A 23,728-nucleotide genomic window follows, 5' to 3' on the forward strand; every position below is an offset into this window, starting at 1 on the left:
GTCTGGGCGGGAACATTCACGGCTCCCCAACAGCCGTGAATCAGCAGCGTCGTGCGTCCATCCTTGCGCCACTCCGGGTCAGTCGGTTTGCTCTGAGGGGGAAAAATCCTGCTTCTGGCGCAGGTCAATGAGGGTCTGAAACAGTTCTCGCATGAGTGGACTCTGCTGGCGGAGTAGGGTCTGTTCCAGCTCAGCAACGCTGAGCTGCCCCTCAGACTCTTCTAAAAGCTGATCCAGATGACGTTCCATGACCTGACTCAGCATTTCCCGTTCTGTTGCCATGCACCATCATCCCATTTCAGCGGGATGCACCCGGGCAAGAGAACAGCCGGAAACCCGCAGGCTCCCGGCTGTTTCCCACGCGCCTGATTCAGTCGGCGGCGATTTCGGTGGGGGCGGCGTTCGCGGCTTCGATGCTGATGAAGCGGCCCGTGTTGCCCCGGTTGGTAAACACGACGCGGCCATGCTCGAGTGCAAACAGGGTGTGATCGCGGCCCATGCCCACGCCAGGGCCAGCCTTGAACTTGGTGCCGCGCTGGCGGACCAGAATGTTTCCGGCCTTGACCACTTCGCCGCCGAACTTCTTGACGCCCAGGTACTTGGGCTGGCTGTCGCGTCCGTTCTTGGACGAACCTACGCCTTTCTTATGTGCCATATCAGTTCAGCCTCCCCTTAACCCTTGATGCCCGTGATCTTGATCGCCGTGAAATCCTGGCGGTGACCGGTGCGGCGGCGGTACTGCACGCCACTCTTGTACTTGCGGATGTAGATCTTGGGGCCGCGTCCGTGTTCCACCACTTCGGCACTGACCACAAATTTGCTCACGGCGTCGCCGAACAGGGTCTGGTCGCCGCCCACGAAGATGGGGGTCAGGTCCATGGTGTCGCCTGCTTCGCCCGCCAGACTTTCCACGCGGATCACGTCGCCTTCCTGCACGCGGTACTGCTTGCCGCCGGTCTGAATAATTGCAAACATCGTTTACCTTCCTTGTGCTGCCGCCGCCGGAACGCTGCCGGACGTGGCCTCTCTCGCCGCGCCTCTGTGGGCGCAGCACATCAACTTGGAACTTTAACACACAGCAGACACAAACGGGAACGCCCCATTGCCGGGGAAGAAGAGAACTTCCAGACAACGGGGTGGGCACGGGTCACACGGCCCGCCGGAGCAGGGCCAGAAAGTGTGTGGTGTGCGTGTTCCCGTATCTGTGGAGGTGTCCTCGCGGTACACCTGGACTCCTGCCTTCTGAAACGGGGCTGATCGAGTCGCGCTTTCTCTTTCCTCCGGCGCGGCTGGGCTGGATGCCCCACCGCTGCAAGGTCATAGCATAGCAAAAGACGGGGGCGAGGGGCCAGAGACTGGAACTTCGGTTCACCGCGCCGCGTATAGAAGGGCGTGATCACCCGCCTTAAACCCATCTGGCGCGACGCGCTGGCCCTGCTGTTTGCGGTGTGGGACGCCCGCACGCCCATGACGGCGCGGTTGGGGGCGCTGCTGGCGCTGGCCTACGCCCTCAGCCCGGTTGACCTGATTCCCGACGCGATTCCGCTGGTGGGTCTGGGCGACGACCTGCTGGTGGTTCCCGCCATTCTGGCGCTGGCGGCCCGCTCGTTGCCCGCCCCGGTGCTGCTGAGCGCCCGCGCCCGCAGCGCCGCGCTGCAAAGGCGTCTGCCGTGGCTTTTGCCTGCGCTGGGGGCGAGCCTGATCCTGGGACTGGGTCTGCTGGTCTGGGGGCTGTGGCGGGGACTGAGTGCATAGAAAGGGGCCGATTCGACCGGAAATCCTGATGTACGGAAATTAATATTTTTTCATCAGATCTTCATGCTAATTTCACGCCGTATGAAATCGATCTTTGCTTTTCTGCTGATCCCAGCATTACTTCTCGCGTCTTGCAATAGCAATGTCGCCCCTCCTTCCTCTCAGCTTCCAGTTGCAACTAAGACTGCGAGCGGGACAGTGGTTGAGGGCAAGTTCGACTCACAGAATGGGCAGGTCATTTTGCGAACCAGTGCCTGGACGGGCGGGGCTGGCAGTGTCGTTTTCGCTGCTCGCAGCGCTCAGGACGGCTCTGTAGCATTGGGCCGTACGCCTCTCGGGGCAGACGGCAAATTCTCCTTTGCCACGCTGGCTGACCCGAAGGACAGCGATTTGCAGAAGATTGCGGTCAGCAGCGAGAATTGCAGCAATACATTCGTGATCAGCGATCCGGCGGCCCTCAATACCACTGCGGCGTTCTATGCGGAGGCGCAGAAAAGTGGATGGTTTGAATCGGCGGCTCTCAACGTTTCCAGCGATGGTGACCTCACAGTCACGACGGGCGTGTTGATCTACGCCGACCGGGCCGTTACGGTGAAAGGGATGGAAACCTGCAAGCAGCAGGACAGCAGCCTCCTCACCGCAGATTTCGATCTCACGCTAGTCCGGGGCTGGAACAGCACGACGGGCACGATCAAGGCAGGAAGCAGCGTGGTCGCTGTCCGCAACGGCTCCCCGGCAGGCGTGCAGTGGATCTACTTTGCCCCCGATTCTGAACTGGCGAGCCTGTCACTGAACAACTTCTTCCTGCGCTGAATTCGCAGTCCTGACGGTCCGCCCGCGTCGTGCAGGCGGGCTTTTTGCTTTTTCTACTTGCCCTAACCTCCCTTTAACGCCGCCCGCTAGACTGGCCCCTATATGCGCCTACTGCTCGTAGAGGACGATCCACGCATCGCCGGGCCGACGGTGGACGCGCTGCGCGAGGCAGGCTATGCCGTGACCTGGGCGCAGACTGGCCCCGAGGGACTGGAGGCCGCGCTGCTGGGCGACTTTCCCCTGATCGTGCTGGACGTGATGCTGCCCGGCATGGACGGCTTCGAGATTGCCCGCGAACTGCGCGCGGGTGGCGTGGAAGCTGCCGTCCTGTTCCTGACCGCGCGCGGCGATCTGGCGGACCGGGTGCAGGGGCTGGATCTGGGCGGCGACGCGTATCTGGTCAAGCCGTTCGCCGTGCCGGAACTGCTGGCTACCCTGCGGGCGCTGTCTCGGCGGGAGCGGGGCCAGACCGCGCCGCAGGTGACGTTCACGGACGGGCGCGGCACGCTGGACACCGTGGCCCGGACCGTGACCTGGGACGGCACAGAGGTGGCAGTGACGGGCCGCGAATACTCGCTGCTGGAGGCGCTGGCCCTGTCCCCGGAACGCTGGTTTACCCGCGAGGACCTGCTGGACCGCGTGTGGGGACCGGAATTTGGCGGTGAGGCCCGCATCGTGGACGTGTACGTGCGCTACGTGCGCCGCAAGCTGGCCCCGGAGGCGATCAGCAGTGAGCGCGGGCGTGGCTACCGGGTGGAACGTTGAGAGGAAATGGAGCCGGGCAGGGAAGAGGACAGACCCGCCCATGCGCCTGACCCTGCGGCTGCGGCTGGCGCTGTTCTCGGCGCTGGCCACTGGGCTGGCCGTGCTGCTGGTGGCGACGGGGCTGTACTTTGCCGTCAACAGTTTTCTGCGGCAGGCGCAGGTGGAGCGTCTGCTGACCACCAGCGCCGTGATCGCCGTGCGGCTGGAAGCGGCCCTGCAACGGGCCAGTGACCGCAACTGGCCTTTCGGGCTGGATGGCGTAGCGATCACGCAGGACACCCTGGAGACACTGGTGGACGCCAGGGGAAAAAACCGCACGGTGGAGGTGAGAATCCAGCTTCCCGGCGGTGGGCCATTTTCTGAACAGCACACCACCCGCTTTCCAGCAGGGGTGCCGCTGAACCTGCCCCTGGGTGTCCGGGCCAGCGGCGATCAACTGCTGACCGTGCAGGAGCTGCGCGGCTCGGACCTGCGCCTGACCGTGATCTCGGACGCGCGGGCGCTGGGCGAGGCCAGACAGGCGTTCACGTGGGCGCTGGCGTGGTTGCTGCCGCTGGCGCTGCTGCTGGCGCTGGGCATAGGCTCCTTCGTGGCGGGGCGGCTGCTGCGCCCGGTGCGGACACTGGAAAATGCGGCGCGCGAGGTGGGCGAGGGCGCACAGCTTCGCCGCCCCCTGCCCGGCGCAGGCGAGGACGACGAACTGTCGCGGCTGGCGCTGACCCTGCAAGGCACTTTTGGCCGGCTGGCCGACGCCCGTGACCGCGAACAGGCATTCATGCGCGCTGCCTCGCATGACCTGCGTTCGCCGCTGGCCGCCCTGACCGCCCGTGTGGAGGGCAGTCTGGCCCGTGACCGCGACGCCGCGCGCTACCGCGCCGATTTGCAGGAGATCGGCACCGATATCACGCGGCTGTCCTCGCTGACCAATCACCTGCTGTTGCTGGCGCGTGACCCCTCGCAACTGGCCCGCGCCCCGGTGCCCCTGCGTGAGCTGGCCGCCGACGCCGTGGACCGCGCCCGCGAGCTGGCCCCGGAGGCGGACGTGGACCTGACCGCCCCGCAGCCCGTGACCGTGCCGGGAGACCGTGTGCTGCTGGGCCAGTCGATCTGGAACCTGACCATGAACGCGGTGCGCCACGCCCCCGGCGCAACCGTGACGGTGACGCTGGCGGAGGCAGACGGCTGGGCCACCATCACCGTCCACGACGATGGCCCCGGCGTGGGGGCGGACGTGCTGGCCCGGCTGGGCGAGGCTTTTTACCGCCCAGACGCCAGCCGCAGCGGTGAGGGCCACGGCCTGGGTCTGGCGCTGGCCCGCCGCGCCGCCGAGTTGCACGGCGGCACATTGACCCTGAGCAGCGCGCCGGGCGAGGGCTTCACGGCAACGTTGCGGTTGCCGGGGTAATCGCGTCTGGCATGGCAGGCGTCGCTCATCCGTTACTCCAGAGGCTCACCCCAGAAACTTAACAAAGCCCCACGGCAAAATTGTTTGAAATGAAAAAACCCCGCGTAATACGGGGAATAATTTGGCGGGCCCTGCAGGACTTGAACCTACGACCCTCGGTTTTGGAGACCGATGCTCTACCAACTGAGCTAAGAACCCTCGCCAGGATGTTGCGGACTACCCACCCACCGGAAGACGGCGTCTTCTCGCGGGCCTGGACAGAGTAGCAGAGCCTGCGAAGCGGTGCAAGGCATAGAAGGACTTCACTTTCAGACCAATCAGCTCGGCGCAGCTCCGGCCTCGGTTCTCGGTTCGTCTTCCTCGGGCGGAAGGAACAGCGGGAAGGTGTGGAGTTCCTGGACCTCGCCGCGTTCCTCACGGGTCAGGCTCAGGGCCTGGACGATGAAGCGGTCCAGCGGAGGCGTCAGTGTTTGCACCTGCTCCCACAGCAGGTCCTCGGCCCACGGCAGGATGCCCAGCGCCAGCGTCAGGTGCGGGCGGTAATCGGGGCCGTCGTAGGGCGCGCGGCTGGATGGGCCGATCTCCAGCATCCGGGCGTGCAGGTCTGCCAGCGCCGGGTCCAGCTCGAACTCCAGAAAAATGACGCCGCTCAGGCGTTTCCAGCCCCGCACGCGCACCTCCAGGGCCGGTTCGCCGCGCAGGCCCTCCCGGAAGGCGGACACCAGCTCCGGGCTGTCCAGGGTGGTCTGGAACGGGGCGCGCAGGTTCAGGTGGGGCAGGCCGAAGCCGCTGACGTTCAGCGCAGCCTGGGCGCGGCGCATCCAGGTGTCCAGCACCTGTGGAGGCCACGCCACCAGGCTGTACAGCGGCCTGGGCGGTTCGGGGCTGGGTGATCCGGCGGGGGGGGGCGGGTGATAGGTCATGGCAGGGGAGTCCTGGGGACCACTGTACCGCGTGATCTCACCGTCTCATCTTTCAGTCAGCTTCAGAGCCGCTGGATGGGACTTAACCGACGATGCGGTAGCGGCACGCGCCCTGCCCGCAGGCGATGCGGGTCTCGCGGACCACCTGCGTGCCCAGCAGCTCGGCATACAGGTTCAATTCGGAGTCGCAGAGCTGGCTGTACTGCCGGGCCACCGCCAGATTGGGGCAGTTGCGCTGGGTCAGGCACCAGTCCGCGCCGTCCTGCTCCAGCACGGGATCGAAGCCCATATCGGCCAGCAGCTCCGCCAGCCGCCTCACCCGCTCGGCCAGCGGCAGATGCTCCGGCAACTCAGCCTGCATCCGCAGCGCGATTTCCACATTGCGGGCGTCCAGCACCTTCAGGACCGCGCCCTGGCCGAACAGGTCCTCGACGTGGCGCAGCACGTCCACGCACAACCCGGAATAGCTGCGGGGAAAACCTGCCTCGCCGCGCTCGGTCAGGCTGAAGACGTGCTGGGGCCGCCCGCGCCCGCCGGGGCGTTCGGTGCGCGAGACCAGCAGTCCCTGCTCCTGCAAGTCGCCCAGATGACGGCGCGCGGCGGGTACGCTGACCTCCAGCCGCGCGGCCAGATCCTGCGCGGTCTGCGGGCCGTGGCGCTGCACCAGTTCCAGCAACCGCACCTTGGTGCGCTCCGGCGGGGCGGACGGCAGCGGTTCCGGGAAGGCTGCGGAAGGGGAGGGCGCGTCGCTGGACCCCGCCGTCATACGACGGTCAACTGGTCCGGCAAGTCGGCCAGGGACTGCGCCAACTCCTTGTTCACGGCCAGCACGCTGACCTGTCCGGCCAGATTGCGCGCCACGCTGATCAGCGCCTGCGAGGCAGGGGTGTTCGGGTGGGCCAGCACGGCGGGCACCCCGGCGTCGGCGTCCTGGCGCACGTCCATGTCCAGGGGCACCTCGCCCAGCAGCGGGTACTGCTCGCCCAGCTTGCGGCTGCCCCCGCGCCCGAACAGGTCATAGACATTCCCGGTGTCCGGCGCGACGAAGTAGCTCATGTTCTCCACCACGCCCAGCACTGGCACGCTGGCCTTGCGGAACATGTCGATGGCCCGCGCCGCGTCGATCAGGGCCACGTCCTGCGGTGTGGTCACGATCACGGCCCCGGTGACATTCACGGTCTGCGTCAGGGAAAGCTGCACGTCCCCGGTGCCGGGGGGCAGGTCCACGATCAGGTAATCCAGCTCGCCCCAGGCCGCGTCCTTGATGAACTGCTGGACCGCTGAATGCAGCATCGGCCCGCGCCACACCAGAGCCTGTCCGGCAGGGGAGAGATTGGCCATGCTGATGAACTTCAGGCCGTGCGCTTCCAGGGGCTGCATCTTGCGCTCGGCGTTGGCGGTCACGCGGGCCGCGCCCTGACCCAGCATGTGCGCCACGCTGGGGCCGTACACGTCGGCGTCCAGCAGGCCCACCCGCGCGCCGTCCGCCGCCAGCGAGGCCGCCAGATTGACCGCCACGCTGCTCTTGCCCACGCCGCCCTTGCCGCTGCCCACCAGCAGAACATGCTTGACACCGGGCAGGGCGGGTTGCGCGGCCATCCGCACAGTCGCGCCAAAGGTCACCTGCACGCTGTCTACGCCGGGAACAGCCAGCACCGCCGCGCGGACCTCGCTCTCGATCTGGCCTTTCAGGGGGCAGGCGGGAGTGGTCAGGTTGACCTTGATCTGGGCCACGCCTGCCACCACCTCGGCGCGCTCGATCATGCCCAGCGAGACCAGATCGCGGTGCAGTTCGGGATCGTTCACAGTGCCCAGGGCGGCCATCACGGCGTCATGCATATGGGCTAGTAGTACCGCAAAGCCGAGTAGGGGGCAAGCCACGCGCTCACAGTGGGCAGTGGGCAGGGCGTGGTGGACGGCGGTGGGAGGTGTGGCCGTGTCAAAGATGTGAACCCGTCACGGCAGAGAATCCGCGCCTGTCGTCTGACCCTGCGAAGCTCTTCATTGCTCCGCCTGGGTTCCCCTGGCCCGCACCGGAAGTTACTGACCCCACCGCACTTCCCCCTCTAGACTGGGGCCATGACCGAGCTTCCCGCCACCCGCAGACCGCCCGCCCGGCCCCCCGCCGTGCCGCGCGCGACGCTGTCGGACCGGGTTCGGCTGGTCCGCAACCTGCTGCCGCCGCTGATCGTGCTGGTGGTGGGCGCGGTGGAACTGGCCATCTCGCTGCTGGGCAACGGGCAGCGCGAGCTGTGGGCGCACCTGTTGTTTTACGGTCTGGTAGGCCCCGCCGCGACTTTTTTCAGCGTGGAATGGATCGCCGAGGGCACCCGCGCCCGCGAACGCGCCGAGCTTGAATTGCGTGACCTGTACGGGCAGCTCAGCGCCTCGCATGGGCGCTTGCAGGGGGTGCAGGAATTGATGCGCGATCTGGGCGGCGCACCCGATCTGGGCGCGGTGCTGGAAGTGGCCGCGCGCGGCGCGGTGCGCGTGACCGGAGCCACCCACGCCACCCTGACCGTTCCTGGCGGCCTCAGCGGCACGGCGCGCGGCGAAACCCTGCTCAGCGCCCCCAGCGCCGCCCTGCACCCGCTCAAGGTCAGTGTTCCTGGCGGCGGCGCATTGCTGCTGCACTTCGAGACCCCGCCCAGCGCGGACACGGCGGAACTGGCGCAGGCGCTGGCCGCCGAAGTGGCCACCGGGGTGGAGGCCGCCCGCCAGCGCACCCTGGACCTGATGACCCTGTACAGCGTGGACCAGAGCATCCGCGCCGAGCGCAACATGCGCCGCCTGCTGTCGCGCGTGACGGGGACGATGGCGGGCCGGGTGGGCGCGGAGGCCCGAGCGGCGTACCTGAGTGACGAGGACGGCGTGCTGCGGCTGGAATACGCCCAGGACCGACGCGGCGAGGTCAGCGGCAGTGGAGTTGGTGGAATGAGCGGCGACGGAACCAGCCGGAACGACGCGCCAGGCGGCGGTGTAGCCCCGGCCTTTGCCGCGCGGGTGGCGCAGTCCAGCGGGCCGCTGATCGTAACCGGGGCCGAGGCGTGTCAGGTGTTCCCGGAAGCCCGCAGCGTGCTGGGTCTCCCCATGCGTGACGAGGAAGGGCTGCTGGGCGTCCTGATGCTGGGCGATCCGCGTGAGGGCGTCTTTGAGGCGGCCCGCGTGTCGCTGCTGGCGCTGATGGCCGGGCAGGCCACCCTGGCGGTCCGCAACGCCCGCGCCTACCTGTACTCCGAGGAACTGGCGATCAGCGACGAGCGCGCCCGGATTGCCCGCGAGATCCACGACGGCGTGGCGCAGTCGCTGGCCTTCGCGGCCCTCAAGCTGGACGTGGTGGCCCGTCAGTTGCACAGTGATCCCGCGCGGGCCGAGGCCGATGTGCGCTCTGCCACGGCGCTGCTGCGCGAGCAGATCAAGGAGGTGCGGCGCAGCATCTTCGCGTTGCGGCCCATCGATCTGGAACGCTACGGCCTGCTGGAAACGGTGCGCCGCTACGTGCTGGACTTTGGCGAGCAGAACAACATCAGGAGCAGTCTGGAGGTCACCGGAGAGGTCCAGCTCTCGCCGGGCGACGAGGCCGTGGTGTTCCGCATCCTGCAAGAAAGCCTGAACAACGTCGCCAAACATGCCCGCGCAGGCGAGGTGCGCGTGACCCTGGACGGCGGCGCGCGGCGGGTTCTTCTCAGCGTGAAGGACGACGGGGCGGGCTTCGATCTGGAGGCGGTCACCGGACGGGTCAGCAGTGCGGGCGGTCTGGGTCTGATCCAGATGGGCGAACGCCTGGAGGCCAGAGGGGGCCAGTACCGCATCCTCAGCACGCCGGGCCGGGGCACCACCATCGAGGCGGAGATGCCGCAGGCATAGACTCGCCTGCCCCCCACACCGGGAATCTCCCCACCGGTTGCTCTTTTGCCCCAGGCAGCGGGCGCTATGGTGTGTTCATGATCGCGTCATCTCTCTTTTCTCTTAAATCTATTCACTGTATGGGCCGCCTGTGAGCTGGCTCGAACGCCTGCGCAGCGGCCTGAGCAAGACCCGCGCACAGATCAACGAGACTGCTGGGCCTCTGGGCAACGATGTGAAGGACGTGTTCAACAACCGTCTGGACACCATCGAGGATCTGGAGTACGCGCTGATCGCCGCCGACGTGGGCCGCGCCGCCACCGAGGAAATTCTGGAGGACGTGCGCCGCAGCGAGGGCAAGAACATGCAGCAGGCGCTGATGGACGCCCTGACCCTGCAACTCGAGCCGAACGCCAGCCGCGCCGAATTCCGCAAGCTGGGCTTCTCGCCGCAGGCCAGCAGGGTGTCGGTGCAGCCCAGTGGACATGTGATCATGGTAATCGGCGTCAACGGCGTGGGCAAGACCACTACCATTGCCAAGCTGGGCCAGTACTACATGGGCCGGGGCAACAGCGTGATGTTCGCGGCGGGCGACACCTTCCGCGCCGCTGCCGGGGCGCAACTGGGCGAATGGGGAGACCGCCTGGGCGTGCCGGTGGTGCAGGGCACCGATGGCGGAGACCCCGCCGCCGTGGCCTACGACGCCGCCACCGCCCGCGCCGCCCGTGGCACGGATCTGCTGTTCGTTGACACCGCTGGACGCCTGCACAACAAGCACAACCTGATGGAAGAGTTGAAGAAGGTGCGCCGCGTGATCGAGAAGGCCGATCCGGGCGAACCCGCCGAGGTCTGGCTGGTGCTGGACGCCGTGACCGGCCAGAACGGCTTGCAACAGGCCAAGAAATTCCACGAATCCACGCCCCTGACCGGCGTGATCGTCACCAAGCTGGACGGCACGGCCAAGGGCGGCATCCTGATTCCCATCGTGCGCGAGTTGGGCGTGCCGATCAAGTTCATCGGCGTGGGCGAGAGCGCCAGTGATCTGCAACCCTTCGACAGTCAGGATTTCGTGCGGGCGCTGTTCGACGTGGAGGTGCCCAGGGCGTAGGCAAGCGGTGGGGAGGAATGAGAACGCCGTTCCTCCCCATCCTGGTCACGGGATCTCGATCTCTCCCCGCCACCCCGGCTCCAGCGCCAGCAGCAGCTCCAGCGGCTTTTCACCGTGCTTGAGCAGATAGGTCAGGAAGTTCATCTCGCGTTCCTGGGGTGTACCGCCCGGCAGCAGATGTGCCTTGAGCCGGGTAAGTTGCCCGCTGCGGTCATTTTCCTGACGTGCCAGCGCGCGCACTGCCTGGGTCTGGAGGCGGCTGACCCGCCCGGTCACGCGGGAGCGGGTGCGCTCCGCCGCGCCGACGAGGGTGGGATCGAGGGCGGCAATTTCGTCCATCACGGCGCGGAGCTGGGCATCTATCTCCGCCAGTTTCTTGGACGTGACCGCTTCCGCGCCGCGTTCACGGGCCAGGGCGTGGCCCAGGACACCCTCGGGATCGGTCTGAAGCTCGGCAGCCGTCGCGCCCAGTCGCCTCAGCAGGCGGGCCACGTTCGGCTCCAGCCACGTCACGGTCAGGCGCAGCCACAGCACCGGCTGCTTCAGGCCGTGCAGTTCGTAGACCTCCCGCAGTTGCGCGCCATACGCGATTTCCCCTGGCCCCACCACGAAGGCCAGCGTGGGCAGCAGCGCGTCCTGAACTGCTGGGCGCAGACCCGCCGCCGGGGTCAGGCGACTGGGATCGGCGTCCAGCACGGCCAGCAAATCGGCGCGGGTGTACTCGCGGGTGTCGGTGCTGAAAGTCTGCCCGTCCAGCTTGAGGAGTCGCCGCTGGCCACCCTCTTCCTCGACAAACAGGTTGGTGGCCCCTGCCGCGCGGCGCAGTTGCGGGGTGAAACCCTGGGCCAGAAGCCGCGCCGCCGCGTCCTCGATGGCTGCCGAGGAGGCCAGCGGGTTCTCAAGTTCACGCGCCAGGGTGGGGGCCATCAACCGGGCCAGCGCGGGGTGCAGGGGGTCCAGCACGACAAGGCCAGCAGGGGAGAGCAGACCGTGAATCAGGCGTGCAAAGACGTCGGCGTAGCTCCCGCCCGCCTCTACCGCCCGCAGAATGCGCGCCCGCACAGCGGCGGTGTATTCGGGCGGCGCATCGAAAGCGTCCAGCAAGGCCAGAGCCTGAGCGGTCCATTCCTGCTGCCACGGCACGCGGCCCACCGGCACACCTTCGGGCACGTCCAGCGTCAGGCGGTGCAGCACTTCCGACATGTCCAGCAGGCTGGTGCTGGCCACCTCTGCCGCGTCGTGGTCCTGGCTGGCCACCCAGTAGATCGCCACCACCGGGGCATCTTCGGTGTTCAGGCTGCGGGCCAGCAGCGCGGCGTCTGCGCCTTTGTGGACGCTGTAGGCCGGGCCGGTCAGTGCCCCCGCCTGCTGCCCGGTCACGATCACCCTGGACGCGGGGTGGGCCAGCCGGGACAGCGCCTCCTCCACGGTCCTGTCCAGCGTTCCCAGATTCTGGTGATACTGGCGCAAAGCCTCTGCCAGCGCCCCCCGGTCAAGGTCTGACCTGACCTCGGTCTGAGCCTGTTTCATTGCGTCCACCGGAAGACGGAAGAACTCTTCCAGCCCTCCGGCCCTGTACTCCGCCGCTATATTCCGCGCCATACCGCCCATTCCTTCCCGCCCCGGCGCAAACCGGGGATCAGTTTCTGGTTCATCTCAAAGCCCTACCTAGCGCAGCGATTCCCGTGAGGCCCTTTGCAGGCCTCCCTTGTCGGTCAGGATAATACGGCGGTAGCCCAGGTCCAGCAGCCCACGTGTGCGGAAGTCTCCCAGCAGCTTGGTAATCGTCTCACGCGTGCTGCCCACCACATAGGCCAGGTCCTGGTGCGAGACGCGGTCTTTCAGGGCAATCGGCCCTTCCTCCGGCCAGCCGCCCTCGCGTTCGGCCAGATTCAGCAGCGCCAGCGCCAGCCGCTGCGAGACCTCTAAAAAGACCAGACCGGACAGGCGTTCCTGCACGCCGCGCGTCTGGCGGGTGATCTGCTCGGTCAGGGCCACGCCCACCGCCGGTTGCGCGCCCGTCAGGCGGTGCAGGGCGTCCTGGCCCAGCATCAGGGCCTCCACGTCATCCATCGCCTCGCCGTAGACGTTGTAGCTCTCGCCGGGGGTCAGGGCAGAGACACCCAGTAGCGCACCGGGGCCATGCACGTCCAGAGTGACCTCACGCGCCCCGGACCCCAGGCGGTACAGCCGCACCGCGCCGCGCAGGATCACAAACAGCGTCTCGGCGGCGTCTTCCGGGTGAAACAGCAGCCCGGCCCGCGCCCAGCGCCCCACCCGCCCCGCCGCCATGACCTGTGCCTGCGCCGTCTCAGGCAGGGTTCCAAATGCTCCGGGCAACATATGCGGCTCAGTATGCCCCAATTGCTGCCGGGGAACGCAAGCGGGGGCGCAGTGCCAGGGGAGAAACGCCGTTGCTGGGCGGTTTCCCAGGGTATTTTCTGCGGCGCACCCCTTCTGCTCCCTCCCTCGAAACCAAGAAACAGACGCCCCTGTAGGGCGCGAACGTTTAGAATCCTCCTCGAATGTCCTCTCCTGCCCCCCGCCCGCGCCTGCGGCTGTTCGACTTGCCACTGGACGTGATTGATCTGCAAGGCACGCTGACGCTGCTGGGCGGCTGGCTGGTGGACCCGGCCCGCGCGCCGCACACCGTCGTGACCCTGAACCCGGAAATCATCGTGCAGTCGCGCAGTCATCCTGAATTCGCCCAGGCCGTTCAGGACGCCGATCTGGTTACGGCGGACGGCGTGGGCATCGTGTATGCGGCCAAACAGCTTCACGGTCAGGAGGTGCCGCGCGCCCCCGGCTTCGACATCGTGAGGGGCCTGATGGAACAGCACGGCGCGGAGTTGCGCGTGTTCTTCCTGGGCGCAAAACCCGGTGTGGCCGAGGCCGCCGCCCAGAATGCAGCCCGCGATTACGGCGTCACGGTGGCTGGAATCCACCACGGCTACTTTGGCCCGGAGGACGACGAGCGCGTGGCCCGGCTGGTGGGCGAAAGCGGCGCGAATCTGCTCCTGACCGCGATGGGCGCGGGGCGGCAGGAGGTCTTTAACCAGGAGTGGCGCGGCGTGCTGGGCGTGCCCGTGATGATCGGCTGCGGCGGCGTGATCGACGTGCTGGCTGGAACGGCGGAGCTGGCCCCCGCCTGGACCCGCAAACTGGGTGTGGAATGGGTCTGGCGCGTGGCTGGGGACCGCAAGCGGTGGAACCGTGCGCCCCGGCTGCTCAATTTTGTGCGTCTGGTGGGGGCAGAGAAGCGGCGGAAAAGGTGAATGGGGTGTGGCTGTAGGGTGTAGGGTGTGGGAAAACATGGGAAGCGGTGCCCGGTACGCAGGGCGTGGAAGTTTCAATCCCCTCGCCCCTTGTGGGAGAGGGAGGGAGGCGCGGAGCGCCGGAAGGGTGAGGGGGCGTGTGACCAGCGTTTCCGCCCTCAGCCCCGCGTGTCTGCCAAGGCCCCGTCCAGACCCGCCAGCATCTCGTCCACCTCCGCAGCCGTGATGCTCAGCGGTGGCCCCAGCAGCAGGTGATCGCCGCGCACGCCGTCCACCGCGCCGGAGCCGGGATAGGTGATCAGGCCGCGTGCCCGCGCCGCCGCCGCCACCCGGTCCCCCAGCCCCGGAGTCTCGAACGCCTGTCCGGTTGCGGGATCGCCCAGCACCAGTCCCAGCAGCAGGCCGTGACCGCGCGCCTCTAGAATCTGGGGATACTTCGCCTGCAACCCCTGTAAACCTCCGAGAAGCTGAGCGCCGCGCTCATTTGCCGCTTCCACAAGCTGTTCGTTCTCGACGATGTCTAGCACGCTTAAACCCGCCGCCACGCTGATCGGGTGACCCGCGTAGGTAAAACCGTGTTTGAAGGCCCCGGAGCCGTTCATCACGGTGTCGTGGACGGCGGGGCTGGCCATCAATCCGGCCAGGGGGGCGTATCCGGCGGCCAGCCCCTTGCCCAGTACCACGACGTCAGGGGTCACCTCTCTGCCCAGTCGAACGGCCAGCGGCTCTCCGCAGCGGCCCATGCCGCACATGACCTCGTCGGCAATAAACAGCACGCCGTATTCGCGGCAGATTTCGGCAATTTGCGCGTGATAGCCCGTATTCGGGGCCAGCGCCGCGTCCGAAGCGCCTACCACCGGCTCGCACATGAAGGCGGCCACCGTGTCGGGTCCCAGTTCTTCCAGCAGGGTGCGTAAGCGTTCGGCATCCTGTTCGCCGGACAGTGCGGGGTCAGGCTTGGCGAGTTTGGGCCACGCGGCCTCGTTCATCAGCGGCGTGTACAGCTCGCGCCGCGCGCCCATGCCCGACGCCGCCAGCGCCCCCAGCGACGCGCCGTGATAACTGGGCCTGCGCGTGACGATGCGGTAGCGCCCCGTCTCGCCCCGCTCGGCGTGGTACTGGCGGGCCAGTTTAATGGCGCTCTCGGTGGCCTCCGAACCGCCGGAGACGGCCCAGAAGCGGAAATCGGGCAGCTTCAGAAAGGCGGCGAGGCGTGAGGCGTACTCCTCCAGCACGTCACTGGAAAACTGCGAACCGTGGACAAAGGCCAGCCGCCGCGCCTGCGCCGCCATCGCGTCCGCCACCGCCGCCCGCCCATGCCCGATGTTGGCGACGAGCGCGCCGGAACTGCCGTCCAGGTAGCGCTTTCCGCTGTCGTCGAAGATGTAGACGCCCTCCGCATGGCTGGCGACGGGGTAGGGTTTGCGCGAGCGGTAGAAGACGTTGGACATGGGGCCATCCTAGAGTTGAATGGGGTCAGGGTTGAACGAGATCAGGGTTGAATGGGGTCAGCCGCCTCAGCGCCCAGTGTGGCCGTGCCCGCCCAGCCGTTCGGGGCCAGTCGCAAAGTCGTCGCCATCGGCCAGCAGGTACTTCGTGAATATGGCCTGCGCGATGCGGTCTCCCGCCTGCGCCGTGAAGGTCTCCGGGCCGATGTTATGAAGCGAGAGGCGGATGTTGCCGTCGTTGGCGGCATTGGCGTAATAGTCGGCGTCCACGATGCCCACCGTGTTCGTGAGCATGACGCCGCGCAGGCCCACGGACGAGCGCGGATAGACCGACAGAACCTCGTCTGGCTGCATGTATGCTCTGAGATCGGTGACGACAATGGCTGTGGCCGCAGGCGGAAGTGTGAAGCCAGTCGGCGTGTGCAGATCGTACCCGGCAGAGTGACGCGAACCCCGGCTGGGCGGGTGAATCTCGGTATTTGGGTGCTGGCGGTGTTCGCCGGTCACCACCTCGAAGCCGCGCGTCCTGCTGGGCTGCCCCCGCCCTACCATGTATCGCCCCCACCCGGCGGCGGCCACAGCCCCAGCGCCTGCCGGACGGCCACCACCTGCCCCAGATGGTAGACGCTGTGTCCGGCGTAAGTGGTGAGCAGGGCGGCGTGGGGCACGCCCTCGCGGTTCAGGGCGGCGCAGAGTTCGGGATCGCGGGCGTGGGCACGCAATTTCGTGGCGTCTCGCAGGAAGGTGGCCCGCAGGGTTTCCCAGTCGCCCGGCATGGGCCAGCCTCCCGCCGCGTGTTCGGGCGTGGCGGGTTGCTTCCCGGCCAGCGTGTCCAGCAGATGCGCCTGCCAGAACTGGACATGCGCCACCAGTTGCGCGGCGCTGTGGGGCAGGTGGTTGGGCGTGCGTGCGGCGTCCCCGGCCTCCAGCCCTTCCAGCGCGTGTTCCCAGGACACGTTGGCCGGGCCGCCCCGGTACAGGTTGCCCACCGCCCTGCCGAAGATCCCTGCGGTCTGAGATTCGTTCACCAGCTATCGCCTCCTCCGGGGGGGGGCCACGCGCCCAGCACCTGCCGCACGGTCACGATCTGCCCGAAATGGTGGGCGGTGTGCAGCGCGAAGTCGGCCAGAAGCTCGCCAATCGTTTCCTCGTGGTTGACCGGGTTGGCCAGATCGGGCCTTGAGGCGTGCGCGTCCACGCGGGCCAGCAACTCGTAGAACTCGTTCTTCACGCGCCCCCAGTCGTCGGCCCCCACCTGCGGCCAGGTGTCGGCGGCGTGGGCGGGGTAGGGTTGCGCCTGTCCCATCTCGATGGTGTCCAGCATCCAGCGGTTCCACCAGTTCACATGCGCCAGCAGTCCCAGGACGCTGTGCGGCAGCCCGTCCGGCACACGCGCCGCCGTCCCGGCGTCCAGGCCGCTCAGGCTGGCCTCCACGCCCACGAACGCCTGCCCGCCCCGGAACAGTTTGGGCAGCAGGCGGGCGAGGGCCAGTTGGGCGCGTCCGCTGCGGTTGTCGGGAAGGTGGTCATCGGGGGTGCGGTCAGAAGAAGTCATGCGCCCAGTTTCGCAGACGCTGGCTTTGTTATACAGATTCCGATCAGAAGGTGTTGAAGACACCTGAAAATCCGAGCGGGACTCGCAGAGCTGCGCCAGCAGAGGAATAGCGTCCTCATGGGCGTCTGTTCATGACGAGAGCGAGAGGGAGAAAAACGGGTTCCGGGCGTGGAGTGAAGGGACCGGCGCTATCCCGGTCCCTTCACGAAACAAACGGAGGCCGTAATACGCTGCATTCAGCATGAACCCAGATGAAGCACCCAGAATTCAGACCGTCCGTGAACTGAGCCTGTCGTTGCGTGGCCTGGATGACATCCACGCCCTGATCGGCGCGGCCTACGATCTGGACGGCCTGATCCTGACGGAAGCGGACCTCTCGCCGGAGTTCTTCGATCTGAAGACCGGGCTGGCGGGCGAGGCGTTTCAGAAGTTCACCAATTACCGCCTGCGCGTGGCGCTGGTGCTGCCGGACTTCGCGGCGCACGGCGAGCGCTTCGCGGAACTGGCCCACGAACATTCATCCCACCCGCTGATCCGTTTCGTTCACAACGAGGAGGGAGCGCGGGCGTGGCTCAATTCCTGATTCGGTGACGCCTTATAGCCCCACATGCAGCCGGGGCTTCAGCCCATCACGCCGCACCGTCTGGCGCACTTCCTGGCAGCGGCAGCCCTTGTACTGGCACAGCAGCGCCTCGGGGTCACGCTGGAGCAGGCGCACGGTGCTGTCTACCAGATCGCGCACGCGGTACAGCCGCAACGTGGACGGGCCGACGCGCGTCGAACGAAACTTGAATTCCATCTCAGGCAGCAGGTTGTCGAAATCCGCAGAACAGTTGGGAAAGGCGGTGGGCAGCACCTGACCGTCCAGCGGCACGTAACGCGTCAGCATCGGGATTCCGGCCAGATACTCGCCGTAATGGACGCTGGTGTTGCTGCCGAAATCCACGCCGATCAGCAGCGCGTAGCCGTTCAGGTCATACAGCGCCCCGATGGGCTGGTACGGGCTGTTCAGCGACTGGGCCGCCGTGATCCGCGCCGCCTCGTCGCCCAGCGCCACGAAGCTGAGGGTGGGGTGAAACGAGCGCAGGGCGTCGCGCCGCTCCACCAGTTCCTGCGACACCCGCCCGATGTCGCGGCTGACACGTGTGTCGCGGTGGAATTTGGCGTGCGCCACGCTGCCGGGCCGGTTGAGCAGCGTGTTGTAGGAAAAGGCCGGGGCCACCAGCGTGGCCGTGCGCCGCCAGAGCGTATCCACCAATGTCCGGGGACCGCCGTCCAGCGTGCCGAAGGACTTCAGGCTGGCGTGGACGATCAGGTGCTGCGTGCCGTCCAGTCCCAGCGCGGCCAGACCCTCATCGAGTTCGGCGGCATGGACAGCGGGCTTCCGCAGCAGATTCAGCACAGCCCTTAGTTTAGCGGCCCGGCGCGGTTTACGGCTAGAGTCACGGCCCACCTTCGCGGACGGGGCCAGTGGGGGATGAAGTTCAACCTGGGGCGGCGTGGCCCATCTATCCCAGGGCTACCGCAAAGTCCCCAATCCGGTTCTGGAATCGCCATGCCCGCTTGACCCCTCCCCCCCTTCGGGGGACCTCCCCTTAGAAGGGAGGCAAGGAGATTCCTGCACTGGACGATCTTTCAGGCCCCCTGGCTCCCTTTTGAGGGGAGCTGGCTGCGGAGCAGACTGAGGGGTTTGCCTTGCAGCTTGCCGCATATTCCGCCCCGCCCACTGACCTTGCGTTAGCCCTGCCATCTATCCCGCCTCGGGCCGCACTCATCTGGTCAGGCGCTAGACTCGCGGGCATGTTCATCGGGTCATGGCGGCGGAAAAGCGCCAGCAGCGCGCCTGGAAGATTTGACGATGGAAGAGCTTTGGTGATGGGGAGGAACGACACATGGGAATGACGATTGCGGAAAAGATTCTGGCGGCCCACAGCGGCCATGACGTGCTGGTGCCCGGCCAACTGATCGAGTGCAAGACCGACTGGGTGCTGTGCCACGAGATCACCACGCCCGCTGCCCTGCGGATGCTGGAAGAGCGCGGCATGGACCGGGTCTTCAATCCCGATCAGATCGTGGCCATTCCCGATCACTCGGTCCCGGCCATGAACATCAAGGCCGCGCAGATGTACCAGAAGCTCAAGTCCTGGGTCAAGGAAAAGGGCATCAAGCACTTCTACGATGTGGGGCGCGGCGGCATTGCCCATGTGGTGCTGGAGAACACCGGTCTGATCAAGCCGGGGCAGACGCTGGTCAGTGGCGACTCCCACACATGCAACGCCGGGGCGCTGGGCTGCTTTGCCACGGGCGTGGGCAGCACCGATCTGGCCGGGGCCATTTACGCGGGCCGCGTGTGGTTCAAGGTCCCCGAGACCATGCTGATCAGGGTCACGGGCCAGACGCAACCGGGCGTGACGCCCAAAGACGTGGTCCTGGAAGTCATCAAGCGCATCGGGGCCGACGGCGCGAATTATCTGGTGATGGAATGGGTGGGCGAGTACATCGACAACCTGGATATGGAAGGGCGTTACACCCTGACCAACATGGCCATCGAGGCGGGCGGCAAGACCGGCATCGTGGCGGTGGACGACACCACCCGCGCCTACCTGCAAGAGCGCGGCATCAGCCCCGGCGACTACACCGAATACACCTCGGACGCGGACGCCAAGTACCGCGTGGTTGTCGATGTGGACGCCTCCGCCGTGGAACCCACCGTGGCTTACCCGAACATCCCCAGCAACGGGCGCGTGGCGGGCAGCGACAAGATTGCCGTCACCCACGCCTACGTGGGCAGTTGCACCAACGGGCGCATCGGCGATCTGCGCGACGTGGCCCGCATCCTGAAAGGCCGCAAGGTGGCCGAGGGCGTGCAGATGATCGTGGTCCCCGCCACCCAACTAATCTGGAAGCAGGCAGCCAGCGAGGGCCTGCTCGAAATCTTCGTGGACGCCGGGGCCAGCGTAAGCTACCCAAGTTGCGGCGCATGCCTGGGCATGCACAGCGGCGTGCTGGGGCCGGACGACGTGTGTATCTCCAGCACCAACCGCAACTTTGTCGGACGCATGGGTGATCCCACGGCGGCTATTTATCTGGCCTCGCCCGCGACAGTGGCGGCCAGCGCAGTCAGCGGCTTTATCTCTGATCCGCGCGAGTACAACGACAGCATCGAAGCGGCAGACTGAGGAAGGCTAAAGGCTGTGCCCGGCCTATATCTGTTGCAAGATTCTCGCTGGTTTGCGTCTTTTCTTGTGGCGGGCTGGCTGCTGGGCTGGCTGGCAGTGGGGGATCGCCGCTGGGCCGTCCTGCCCGCACTGGCAACCGTGCTGGCCGTGCTGATGGGAGTCTTCCAGCTTTTCACCTCTGACTCCTCTGATTACTCCGCTGATCTGACGCGCACCACCTTTCTGTCCTCTCTGGGATTGCCCGTACTCTGGGGCATTTCGCGCTTCCCCTCTCTGTCCTTGAGGGTAGGTCTGGCAACGGCTCTGATTCCTCTGGTGGTCCCGGCGTGCTTTGGGATGGGCGGTCTGCTCTTTCTCGGTATCTTCCGAATTCCCTGACGATGTGCGGTCACCGCAGAGAACCCATTCATTCTCTGAAATACTGCACGCCTTATGGGTGAAGCCAAACGACGCAAACAACTGGGCCTGATGCCCACCGTCCATCCCTTCGAGGCGCAACTGGACGCGTCAGGCGAGGTCTCGCTGGTGCGGGGGCCGGATGACGCTGGATTGACTCAGACCATCGTGGACGCGCTGAAGGCCACGCAATCCAGTGGCCCGGCCTGGGCCAGCGAGTACCGCACGTCGCTGCTGCTTTCCAGCACCCAGGGCGGCACGCTGTCCACGGTGGAAGATGTGGAGGCCATCGCCGTGCCGGACCTGCGCCGCATCACGGGCGAGCTGGCGCTGGGGCCGCAGGGCAGCAACAGCGAACAGGTCTCCATTCCAGTTGAGGGCGGTGCGATCCGTCTGCGTGAGCAGCGGCATTCCTTTGACGGCGCGCGCTGGGAGACCCTGGCCGCGCCGCGCAGTCCGCAGCAGGTCATGTCGGCTTTGCAGAACAACGCGGCTTTCAACCTTCAGGGCGAGTTGATCGGGCAGTTTGCCGCCGAACACTGGCAGGCCGGGCGCATCGACATCGAACCCGATCCGCCCGAGGAACTGCTGGAGGCGCTGGAGGAAGTGGCGCGTGAGTGGCACGGCGAGACCGAGGAACTGTGGACCGAGATTCACCGGGACCGCATGGAGGACGACGCCGCCCCGGTGCCGCTGGTCCGCCGCAGCACTTTCGAGTTGCGCCTGCCCGCCCCGCTGCAAAATCCGTTGAGCGGCGTGTTCGCCATCCGCTCGGGTGTGGAATTCATCCCGGTCATGGAGTCCGATACCTACAGCCTGGACGGCGAAGCCTGGACCAGTTACGCGGACCCCGACGCGGAGGTGGACGGCAGCCACCTGCCCCCCGAACTCGCCAACATCTTCGACATGGCGACGGTGGGCGTGACCGTGTACGCCGACGGGCGCGTGGAATTTGAGGACGACGTGCCCGCAGAACACCGGGAGCGTATCGAGGGCGAACTGCGTGACGCCACCGGGGCCGGAACCGCTGACGAGTGGGCCGAGTGGACCGCCCAGATGCTGACCGAGATCTACGGCGACGAGCTGAACGTGCCCGAGGGCCAGAGTCTGCCCGTTCCCACCGCCGTGCGCCTGGACCTTCCCGAGGACGCCTTGCAGGACCCCGATCCGCTGTCTCAGACCTTCATGGAATCGGAGGTGACCTTTGACGGGACGCAGTGGCGTGACCTGTTCGACGACATGCCGCCGGAACTGAGCGCCTTTGCCGCGCCGCCCTCACCGGAGGATGATCCCGAGCGGCTGAACTGAGCCGAACTCGAATTGAGCTGGACTCCGATTGAAGGGTGCTGGCAACACCTGGAAATCTAATCTGACGCAGCCTGTATCTGGGCTGCTGAGCGCGCTTCCAGCGTCGGCTGGCCCGGGTTCTGGAGGGTGCCCTCCAATGTCCGGCCCGGCCCGGTTCTATACTTTGCCCGAACGCGAACTTAATCCCGGTGGCCCTGACCTGTCGTGTGCCGAAGCTGTCGGCCCCCTCTGGCCTGCCGTCCTCACCCAGTCGCGCGGAGGCTTCAGAGATGCAGAGCAATCACAGTCCAAGCAATCACAGTCCAGACGGTCAGGCGAGTTCCGCCCAGCAGAGTTACGACTACGTGGTGATTGGGGCGGGTTCGGGCGGCTGTGCCGTTTCCGCCCGTTTGCAGGAAAGTGGGGCGCAGGTGCTGCTGCTGGAAGCCGGGGTGCCCGACGAAACGCCCGAAATCCACATCCCCGCCGCCTTTCCCAAGCTGTTTAAGTCTCCACTGGACTGGAATTACGAGACCGAGGCGCAGGAACACCTGAACGGGCGCAAGCTGTACTGGCCGCGCGGCAAGATGCTGGGCGGCAGCAGCAGCATCAACGCCATGATCTACATTCGCGGCCACCGCGCCGATTACGACGGCTGGGCGGCGGCGGGCAATCACGGTTGGGGCTACGACGACGTGCTGCCGTACTTCCTGAAGGCCGAGGATTTCGAGGATGGGGCCAGTGAATTCCACAACGCGGGCGGCCCGCTGCACGTCGAGAACCGCCGCTACACCCATGAAATCTGCGACGCCATCACCGAGGGGTTCAAGGAACTGGGCCACCCTGCCAACGATGATTTCAACGGCGAGAACATGGAAGGCGTGGGCCGTTTCCATGTGACCCAGAAGGGCGGCGCGCGGCACTCGGCGGCGGTGGCGTACCTGCGGCCAGCCCTGGCAGGCAGCGGCCCCGGCAAGCTGGAAGCCCGCACAGGCGCGCATGTCACCCGAATTCTCTTTGAGGGCAAGAAGGCCGTGGGCGTGGAATATCTGGACGGCACAGAAACCCGGCAGGTCATGGCCGGTAAGGGCGTCATTCTGGCGGCGGGTGCGATCACCAGCCCGCATCTGCTGATGCTGTCGGGCGTGGGCGAGCGGGCGCAACTGGAAGCGGTGGGCGTGGAAGTGCTGCACGATCTGCCAGGGGTGGGCCAGAACCTGCAAGACCATCTGTTCGTGCCCGTGGTCTACGACACCGAGACAGCCGGATTGAAGGACGCCACGAGCGAGGCCCAGATGACCCTGTACATGTCCGAGCAACGCGGAATGCTGTGCAGCAACGTTGGTGAGACGGGCGGCTTTATGAAGACCGATCCGTCGCTGCCTGCCCCGGACCTGCAATTCCACAACGGCGCGGCGCTGTTCGTGGATCACGGTTTTGCCGAGCTGGACGGATACCATTACACGCTGCTGCCCTCGCTGGTGGCTCCCCGCAGCCGGGGCCAGATTCGGATTGTCAGCGCCGATCCGCAGGCCCGCCCGCTGATCGAACCGGAGTACCTCTCGGACCCGCACGACATGGACGTGCTGATTGCTGGGGTGGAACTGGCCCGCAAAGTGGGCGACACAGAAGCCCTGTCCAGCTACCGCCTGAGTGAAGTGATGCCCGGCGAGGCCGTGACCGAACGCGCCGATCTGGAAAATTACATCCGCGAGCAGGCCATGACCATCTACCATCCCGTCGGCACCTGCAAGATGGGCAACGACGATCTGGCCGTGGTGGACGACGAATTGCGTGTCCGTGGTCTGGAAAATCTGTGGATCGCCGACGCCAGCGTGATGCCCGTGATTACGCGTGGCAACACCAATGCGCCTACCATCATGATCGCGGAAAAGGCTGCCGATCTGATCCTGGGCCGGAAAGCGCTGCCTGCGCGGGTGGCGGAAGCGATGGCTGTTCCTGCCGACTGAGCT

At 66.5% G+C, this 23,728-nt stretch carries 24 protein-coding genes and 1 tRNA gene; 11 read left to right on the forward strand and 14 right to left on the reverse strand.

Features of this window, described 5'->3' with window-relative positions; genetic code table 11:
- Nucleotides 1-78 precede the first annotated feature (78 nt).
- The 3 genes from Q319_RS0113465 to rplU all read right to left on the reverse strand — a co-directional run bounded on the left by Q319_RS0113465 (nucleotide 79) and on the right by rplU (nucleotide 975).
- Nucleotides 79-282 carry a hypothetical protein gene (locus tag Q319_RS0113465; RefSeq protein ID WP_156039338.1) on the reverse strand — a complete coding sequence of 68 codons (204 nt, stop codon included), beginning with the start codon at nucleotides 280-282 and terminating at the stop codon, nucleotides 79-81.
- 88 nt (nucleotides 283-370) lie between these two features.
- A complete protein-coding gene (rpmA, locus tag Q319_RS0113470) occupies nucleotides 371-655 on the reverse strand; it encodes a 50S ribosomal protein L27 (protein WP_029483009.1) in 285 nt (94 codons plus the stop codon).
- Between the two features lie 17 nt (nucleotides 656-672).
- Entirely contained in the window at nucleotides 673-975 is a 303-nt protein-coding gene (rplU, locus tag Q319_RS0113475) for a 50S ribosomal protein L21 (RefSeq protein ID WP_029483010.1), read from the reverse strand.
- 417 nt (nucleotides 976-1,392) lie between these two features.
- Between rplU and Q319_RS0113480 the strand changes: the two genes are divergently transcribed.
- From Q319_RS0113480 to Q319_RS0113495, 4 genes are all read left to right on the forward strand, one after another.
- Nucleotides 1,393-1,755, forward strand: a complete 363-nt coding sequence (locus Q319_RS0113480) for a YkvA family protein (protein ID WP_029483011.1) — start codon at nucleotides 1,393-1,395, stop codon at nucleotides 1,753-1,755.
- An 81-nt stretch (nucleotides 1,756-1,836) separates the two neighbouring features.
- The gene (locus Q319_RS0113485) at nucleotides 1,837-2,568 is read left to right on the forward strand and encodes a hypothetical protein (protein ID WP_156039339.1); all 732 of its coding nucleotides are present in this window, start codon (nucleotides 1,837-1,839) and stop codon (nucleotides 2,566-2,568) included.
- Between the two features lie 102 nt (nucleotides 2,569-2,670).
- Complete coding sequence (locus Q319_RS0113490) at nucleotides 2,671-3,333, forward strand: response regulator transcription factor (protein ID WP_029483013.1); 663 nt, start codon at nucleotides 2,671-2,673, stop codon at nucleotides 3,331-3,333.
- A 40-nt stretch (nucleotides 3,334-3,373) separates the two neighbouring features.
- Nucleotides 3,374-4,738, forward strand: coding sequence for a sensor histidine kinase (locus tag Q319_RS0113495; protein ID WP_029483014.1), 1,365 nt, complete (start codon nucleotides 3,374-3,376; stop codon nucleotides 4,736-4,738).
- Between the two features lie 122 nt (nucleotides 4,739-4,860).
- On the opposite strand, the gene Q319_RS0113500 is transcribed toward Q319_RS0113495, so the two are convergent.
- The 4 genes from Q319_RS0113500 to Q319_RS0113515 all read right to left on the reverse strand — a co-directional run bounded on the left by Q319_RS0113500 (nucleotide 4,861) and on the right by Q319_RS0113515 (nucleotide 7,500).
- Nucleotides 4,861-4,936 (reverse strand) — tRNA-Trp (locus Q319_RS0113500).
- A 119-nt stretch (nucleotides 4,937-5,055) separates the two neighbouring features.
- Entirely contained in the window at nucleotides 5,056-5,661 is a 606-nt protein-coding gene (locus Q319_RS0113505) for a 2'-5' RNA ligase family protein (RefSeq protein WP_051655381.1), read from the reverse strand.
- A gap of 82 nt (nucleotides 5,662-5,743) precedes the next feature.
- Nucleotides 5,744-6,427: a helix-turn-helix transcriptional regulator gene (locus Q319_RS0113510; protein WP_029483016.1), complete on the reverse strand. Its 684-nt coding sequence runs from the start codon at nucleotides 6,425-6,427 to the stop codon at nucleotides 5,744-5,746.
- Complete coding sequence (locus Q319_RS0113515) at nucleotides 6,424-7,500, reverse strand: Mrp/NBP35 family ATP-binding protein (protein ID WP_029483017.1); 1,077 nt, start codon at nucleotides 7,498-7,500, stop codon at nucleotides 6,424-6,426. The genes Q319_RS0113510 and Q319_RS0113515 overlap by 4 nt, the downstream gene beginning before the upstream one ends.
- A gap of 240 nt (nucleotides 7,501-7,740) precedes the next feature.
- On the opposite strand from Q319_RS0113515, the gene Q319_RS0113520 reads away from it, so the two are divergent.
- Nucleotides 7,741-9,528, forward strand: coding sequence for a GAF domain-containing sensor histidine kinase (locus tag Q319_RS0113520; RefSeq protein WP_029483018.1), 1,788 nt, complete (start codon nucleotides 7,741-7,743; stop codon nucleotides 9,526-9,528).
- 130 nt (nucleotides 9,529-9,658) lie between these two features.
- A complete protein-coding gene (gene ftsY, locus Q319_RS0113525) occupies nucleotides 9,659-10,615 on the forward strand; it encodes a signal recognition particle-docking protein FtsY (RefSeq protein ID WP_029483019.1) in 957 nt (318 codons plus the stop codon).
- A gap of 45 nt (nucleotides 10,616-10,660) precedes the next feature.
- On the opposite strand, the gene bshC is transcribed toward ftsY, so the two are convergent.
- Together bshC and Q319_RS0113535 are read right to left on the reverse strand one after the other, a co-directional pair.
- Nucleotides 10,661-12,217, reverse strand: coding sequence for a bacillithiol biosynthesis cysteine-adding enzyme BshC (gene bshC / locus Q319_RS0113530; RefSeq protein WP_029483020.1), 1,557 nt, complete (start codon nucleotides 12,215-12,217; stop codon nucleotides 10,661-10,663).
- Between the two features lie 66 nt (nucleotides 12,218-12,283).
- Nucleotides 12,284-12,958 (reverse strand): Crp/Fnr family transcriptional regulator, encoded by a 675-nt coding sequence (locus Q319_RS0113535; protein ID WP_029483021.1) that lies wholly within the window; start codon nucleotides 12,956-12,958, stop codon nucleotides 12,284-12,286.
- 182 nt (nucleotides 12,959-13,140) lie between these two features.
- Between Q319_RS0113535 and Q319_RS0113540 the strand changes: the two genes are divergently transcribed.
- The gene (locus Q319_RS0113540) at nucleotides 13,141-13,890 is read left to right on the forward strand and encodes a WecB/TagA/CpsF family glycosyltransferase (protein WP_029483022.1); all 750 of its coding nucleotides are present in this window, start codon (nucleotides 13,141-13,143) and stop codon (nucleotides 13,888-13,890) included.
- A 158-nt stretch (nucleotides 13,891-14,048) separates the two neighbouring features.
- Here the strand turns inward: Q319_RS0113540 and Q319_RS0113545 are convergent, their stop codons facing one another.
- The 4 genes from Q319_RS0113545 to Q319_RS0113560 form a co-directional block, all read right to left on the reverse strand.
- Nucleotides 14,049-15,341, reverse strand: coding sequence for an aminotransferase family protein (locus Q319_RS0113545; RefSeq protein WP_029483023.1), 1,293 nt, complete (start codon nucleotides 15,339-15,341; stop codon nucleotides 14,049-14,051).
- Between the two features lie 66 nt (nucleotides 15,342-15,407).
- The gene (locus tag Q319_RS0113550; RefSeq protein WP_029483024.1) at nucleotides 15,408-15,890 is read right to left on the reverse strand and encodes a dCTP deaminase domain-containing protein; all 483 of its coding nucleotides are present in this window, start codon (nucleotides 15,888-15,890) and stop codon (nucleotides 15,408-15,410) included.
- Nucleotides 15,884-16,366 (reverse strand): DinB family protein, encoded by a 483-nt coding sequence (locus Q319_RS0113555; RefSeq protein ID WP_051655382.1) that lies wholly within the window; start codon nucleotides 16,364-16,366, stop codon nucleotides 15,884-15,886. Before Q319_RS0113555 ends, Q319_RS0113550 begins: the two co-directional genes overlap by 7 nt.
- The gene (locus Q319_RS0113560) at nucleotides 16,363-16,893 is read right to left on the reverse strand and encodes a DinB family protein (RefSeq protein ID WP_029483026.1); all 531 of its coding nucleotides are present in this window, start codon (nucleotides 16,891-16,893) and stop codon (nucleotides 16,363-16,365) included. The genes Q319_RS0113555 and Q319_RS0113560 overlap by 4 nt, the downstream gene beginning before the upstream one ends.
- Nucleotides 16,894-17,134: 241 nt before the next feature.
- On the opposite strand from Q319_RS0113560, the gene Q319_RS0113565 reads away from it, so the two are divergent.
- The gene (locus Q319_RS0113565) at nucleotides 17,135-17,476 is read left to right on the forward strand and encodes a DUF4180 domain-containing protein (protein ID WP_029483027.1); all 342 of its coding nucleotides are present in this window, start codon (nucleotides 17,135-17,137) and stop codon (nucleotides 17,474-17,476) included.
- A 12-nt stretch (nucleotides 17,477-17,488) separates the two neighbouring features.
- Here Q319_RS0113565 and Q319_RS0113570 read toward each other — a convergent pair whose 3' ends face one another.
- A complete protein-coding gene (locus Q319_RS0113570; RefSeq protein ID WP_029483028.1) occupies nucleotides 17,489-18,295 on the reverse strand; it encodes an AAC(3) family N-acetyltransferase in 807 nt (268 codons plus the stop codon).
- Between the two features lie 490 nt (nucleotides 18,296-18,785).
- Between Q319_RS0113570 and Q319_RS0113575 the strand changes: the two genes are divergently transcribed.
- The 3 genes from Q319_RS0113575 (at nucleotide 18,786) to Q319_RS0113590 (ending at nucleotide 23,725) form a co-directional block, all read left to right on the forward strand.
- On the forward strand, nucleotides 18,786-20,072 hold the full coding sequence (locus Q319_RS0113575) for a 3-isopropylmalate dehydratase large subunit (protein WP_029483029.1): 1,287 nt from the start codon (nucleotides 18,786-18,788) through the stop codon (nucleotides 20,070-20,072).
- Nucleotides 20,073-20,504: 432 nt separating this feature from the next.
- Nucleotides 20,505-21,776, forward strand: coding sequence for a hypothetical protein (locus tag Q319_RS0113585; protein ID WP_051655383.1), 1,272 nt, complete (start codon nucleotides 20,505-20,507; stop codon nucleotides 21,774-21,776).
- Between the two features lie 269 nt (nucleotides 21,777-22,045).
- Nucleotides 22,046-23,725, forward strand: coding sequence for a GMC family oxidoreductase (locus Q319_RS0113590; protein WP_051655384.1), 1,680 nt, complete (start codon nucleotides 22,046-22,048; stop codon nucleotides 23,723-23,725).
- Nucleotides 23,726-23,728: the final 3 nt, after the last annotated feature.

This window comes from Deinococcus marmoris DSM 12784, assembly GCF_000701405.1.
GTDB lineage: Bacteria > Deinococcota > Deinococci > Deinococcales > Deinococcaceae > Deinococcus > Deinococcus marmoris.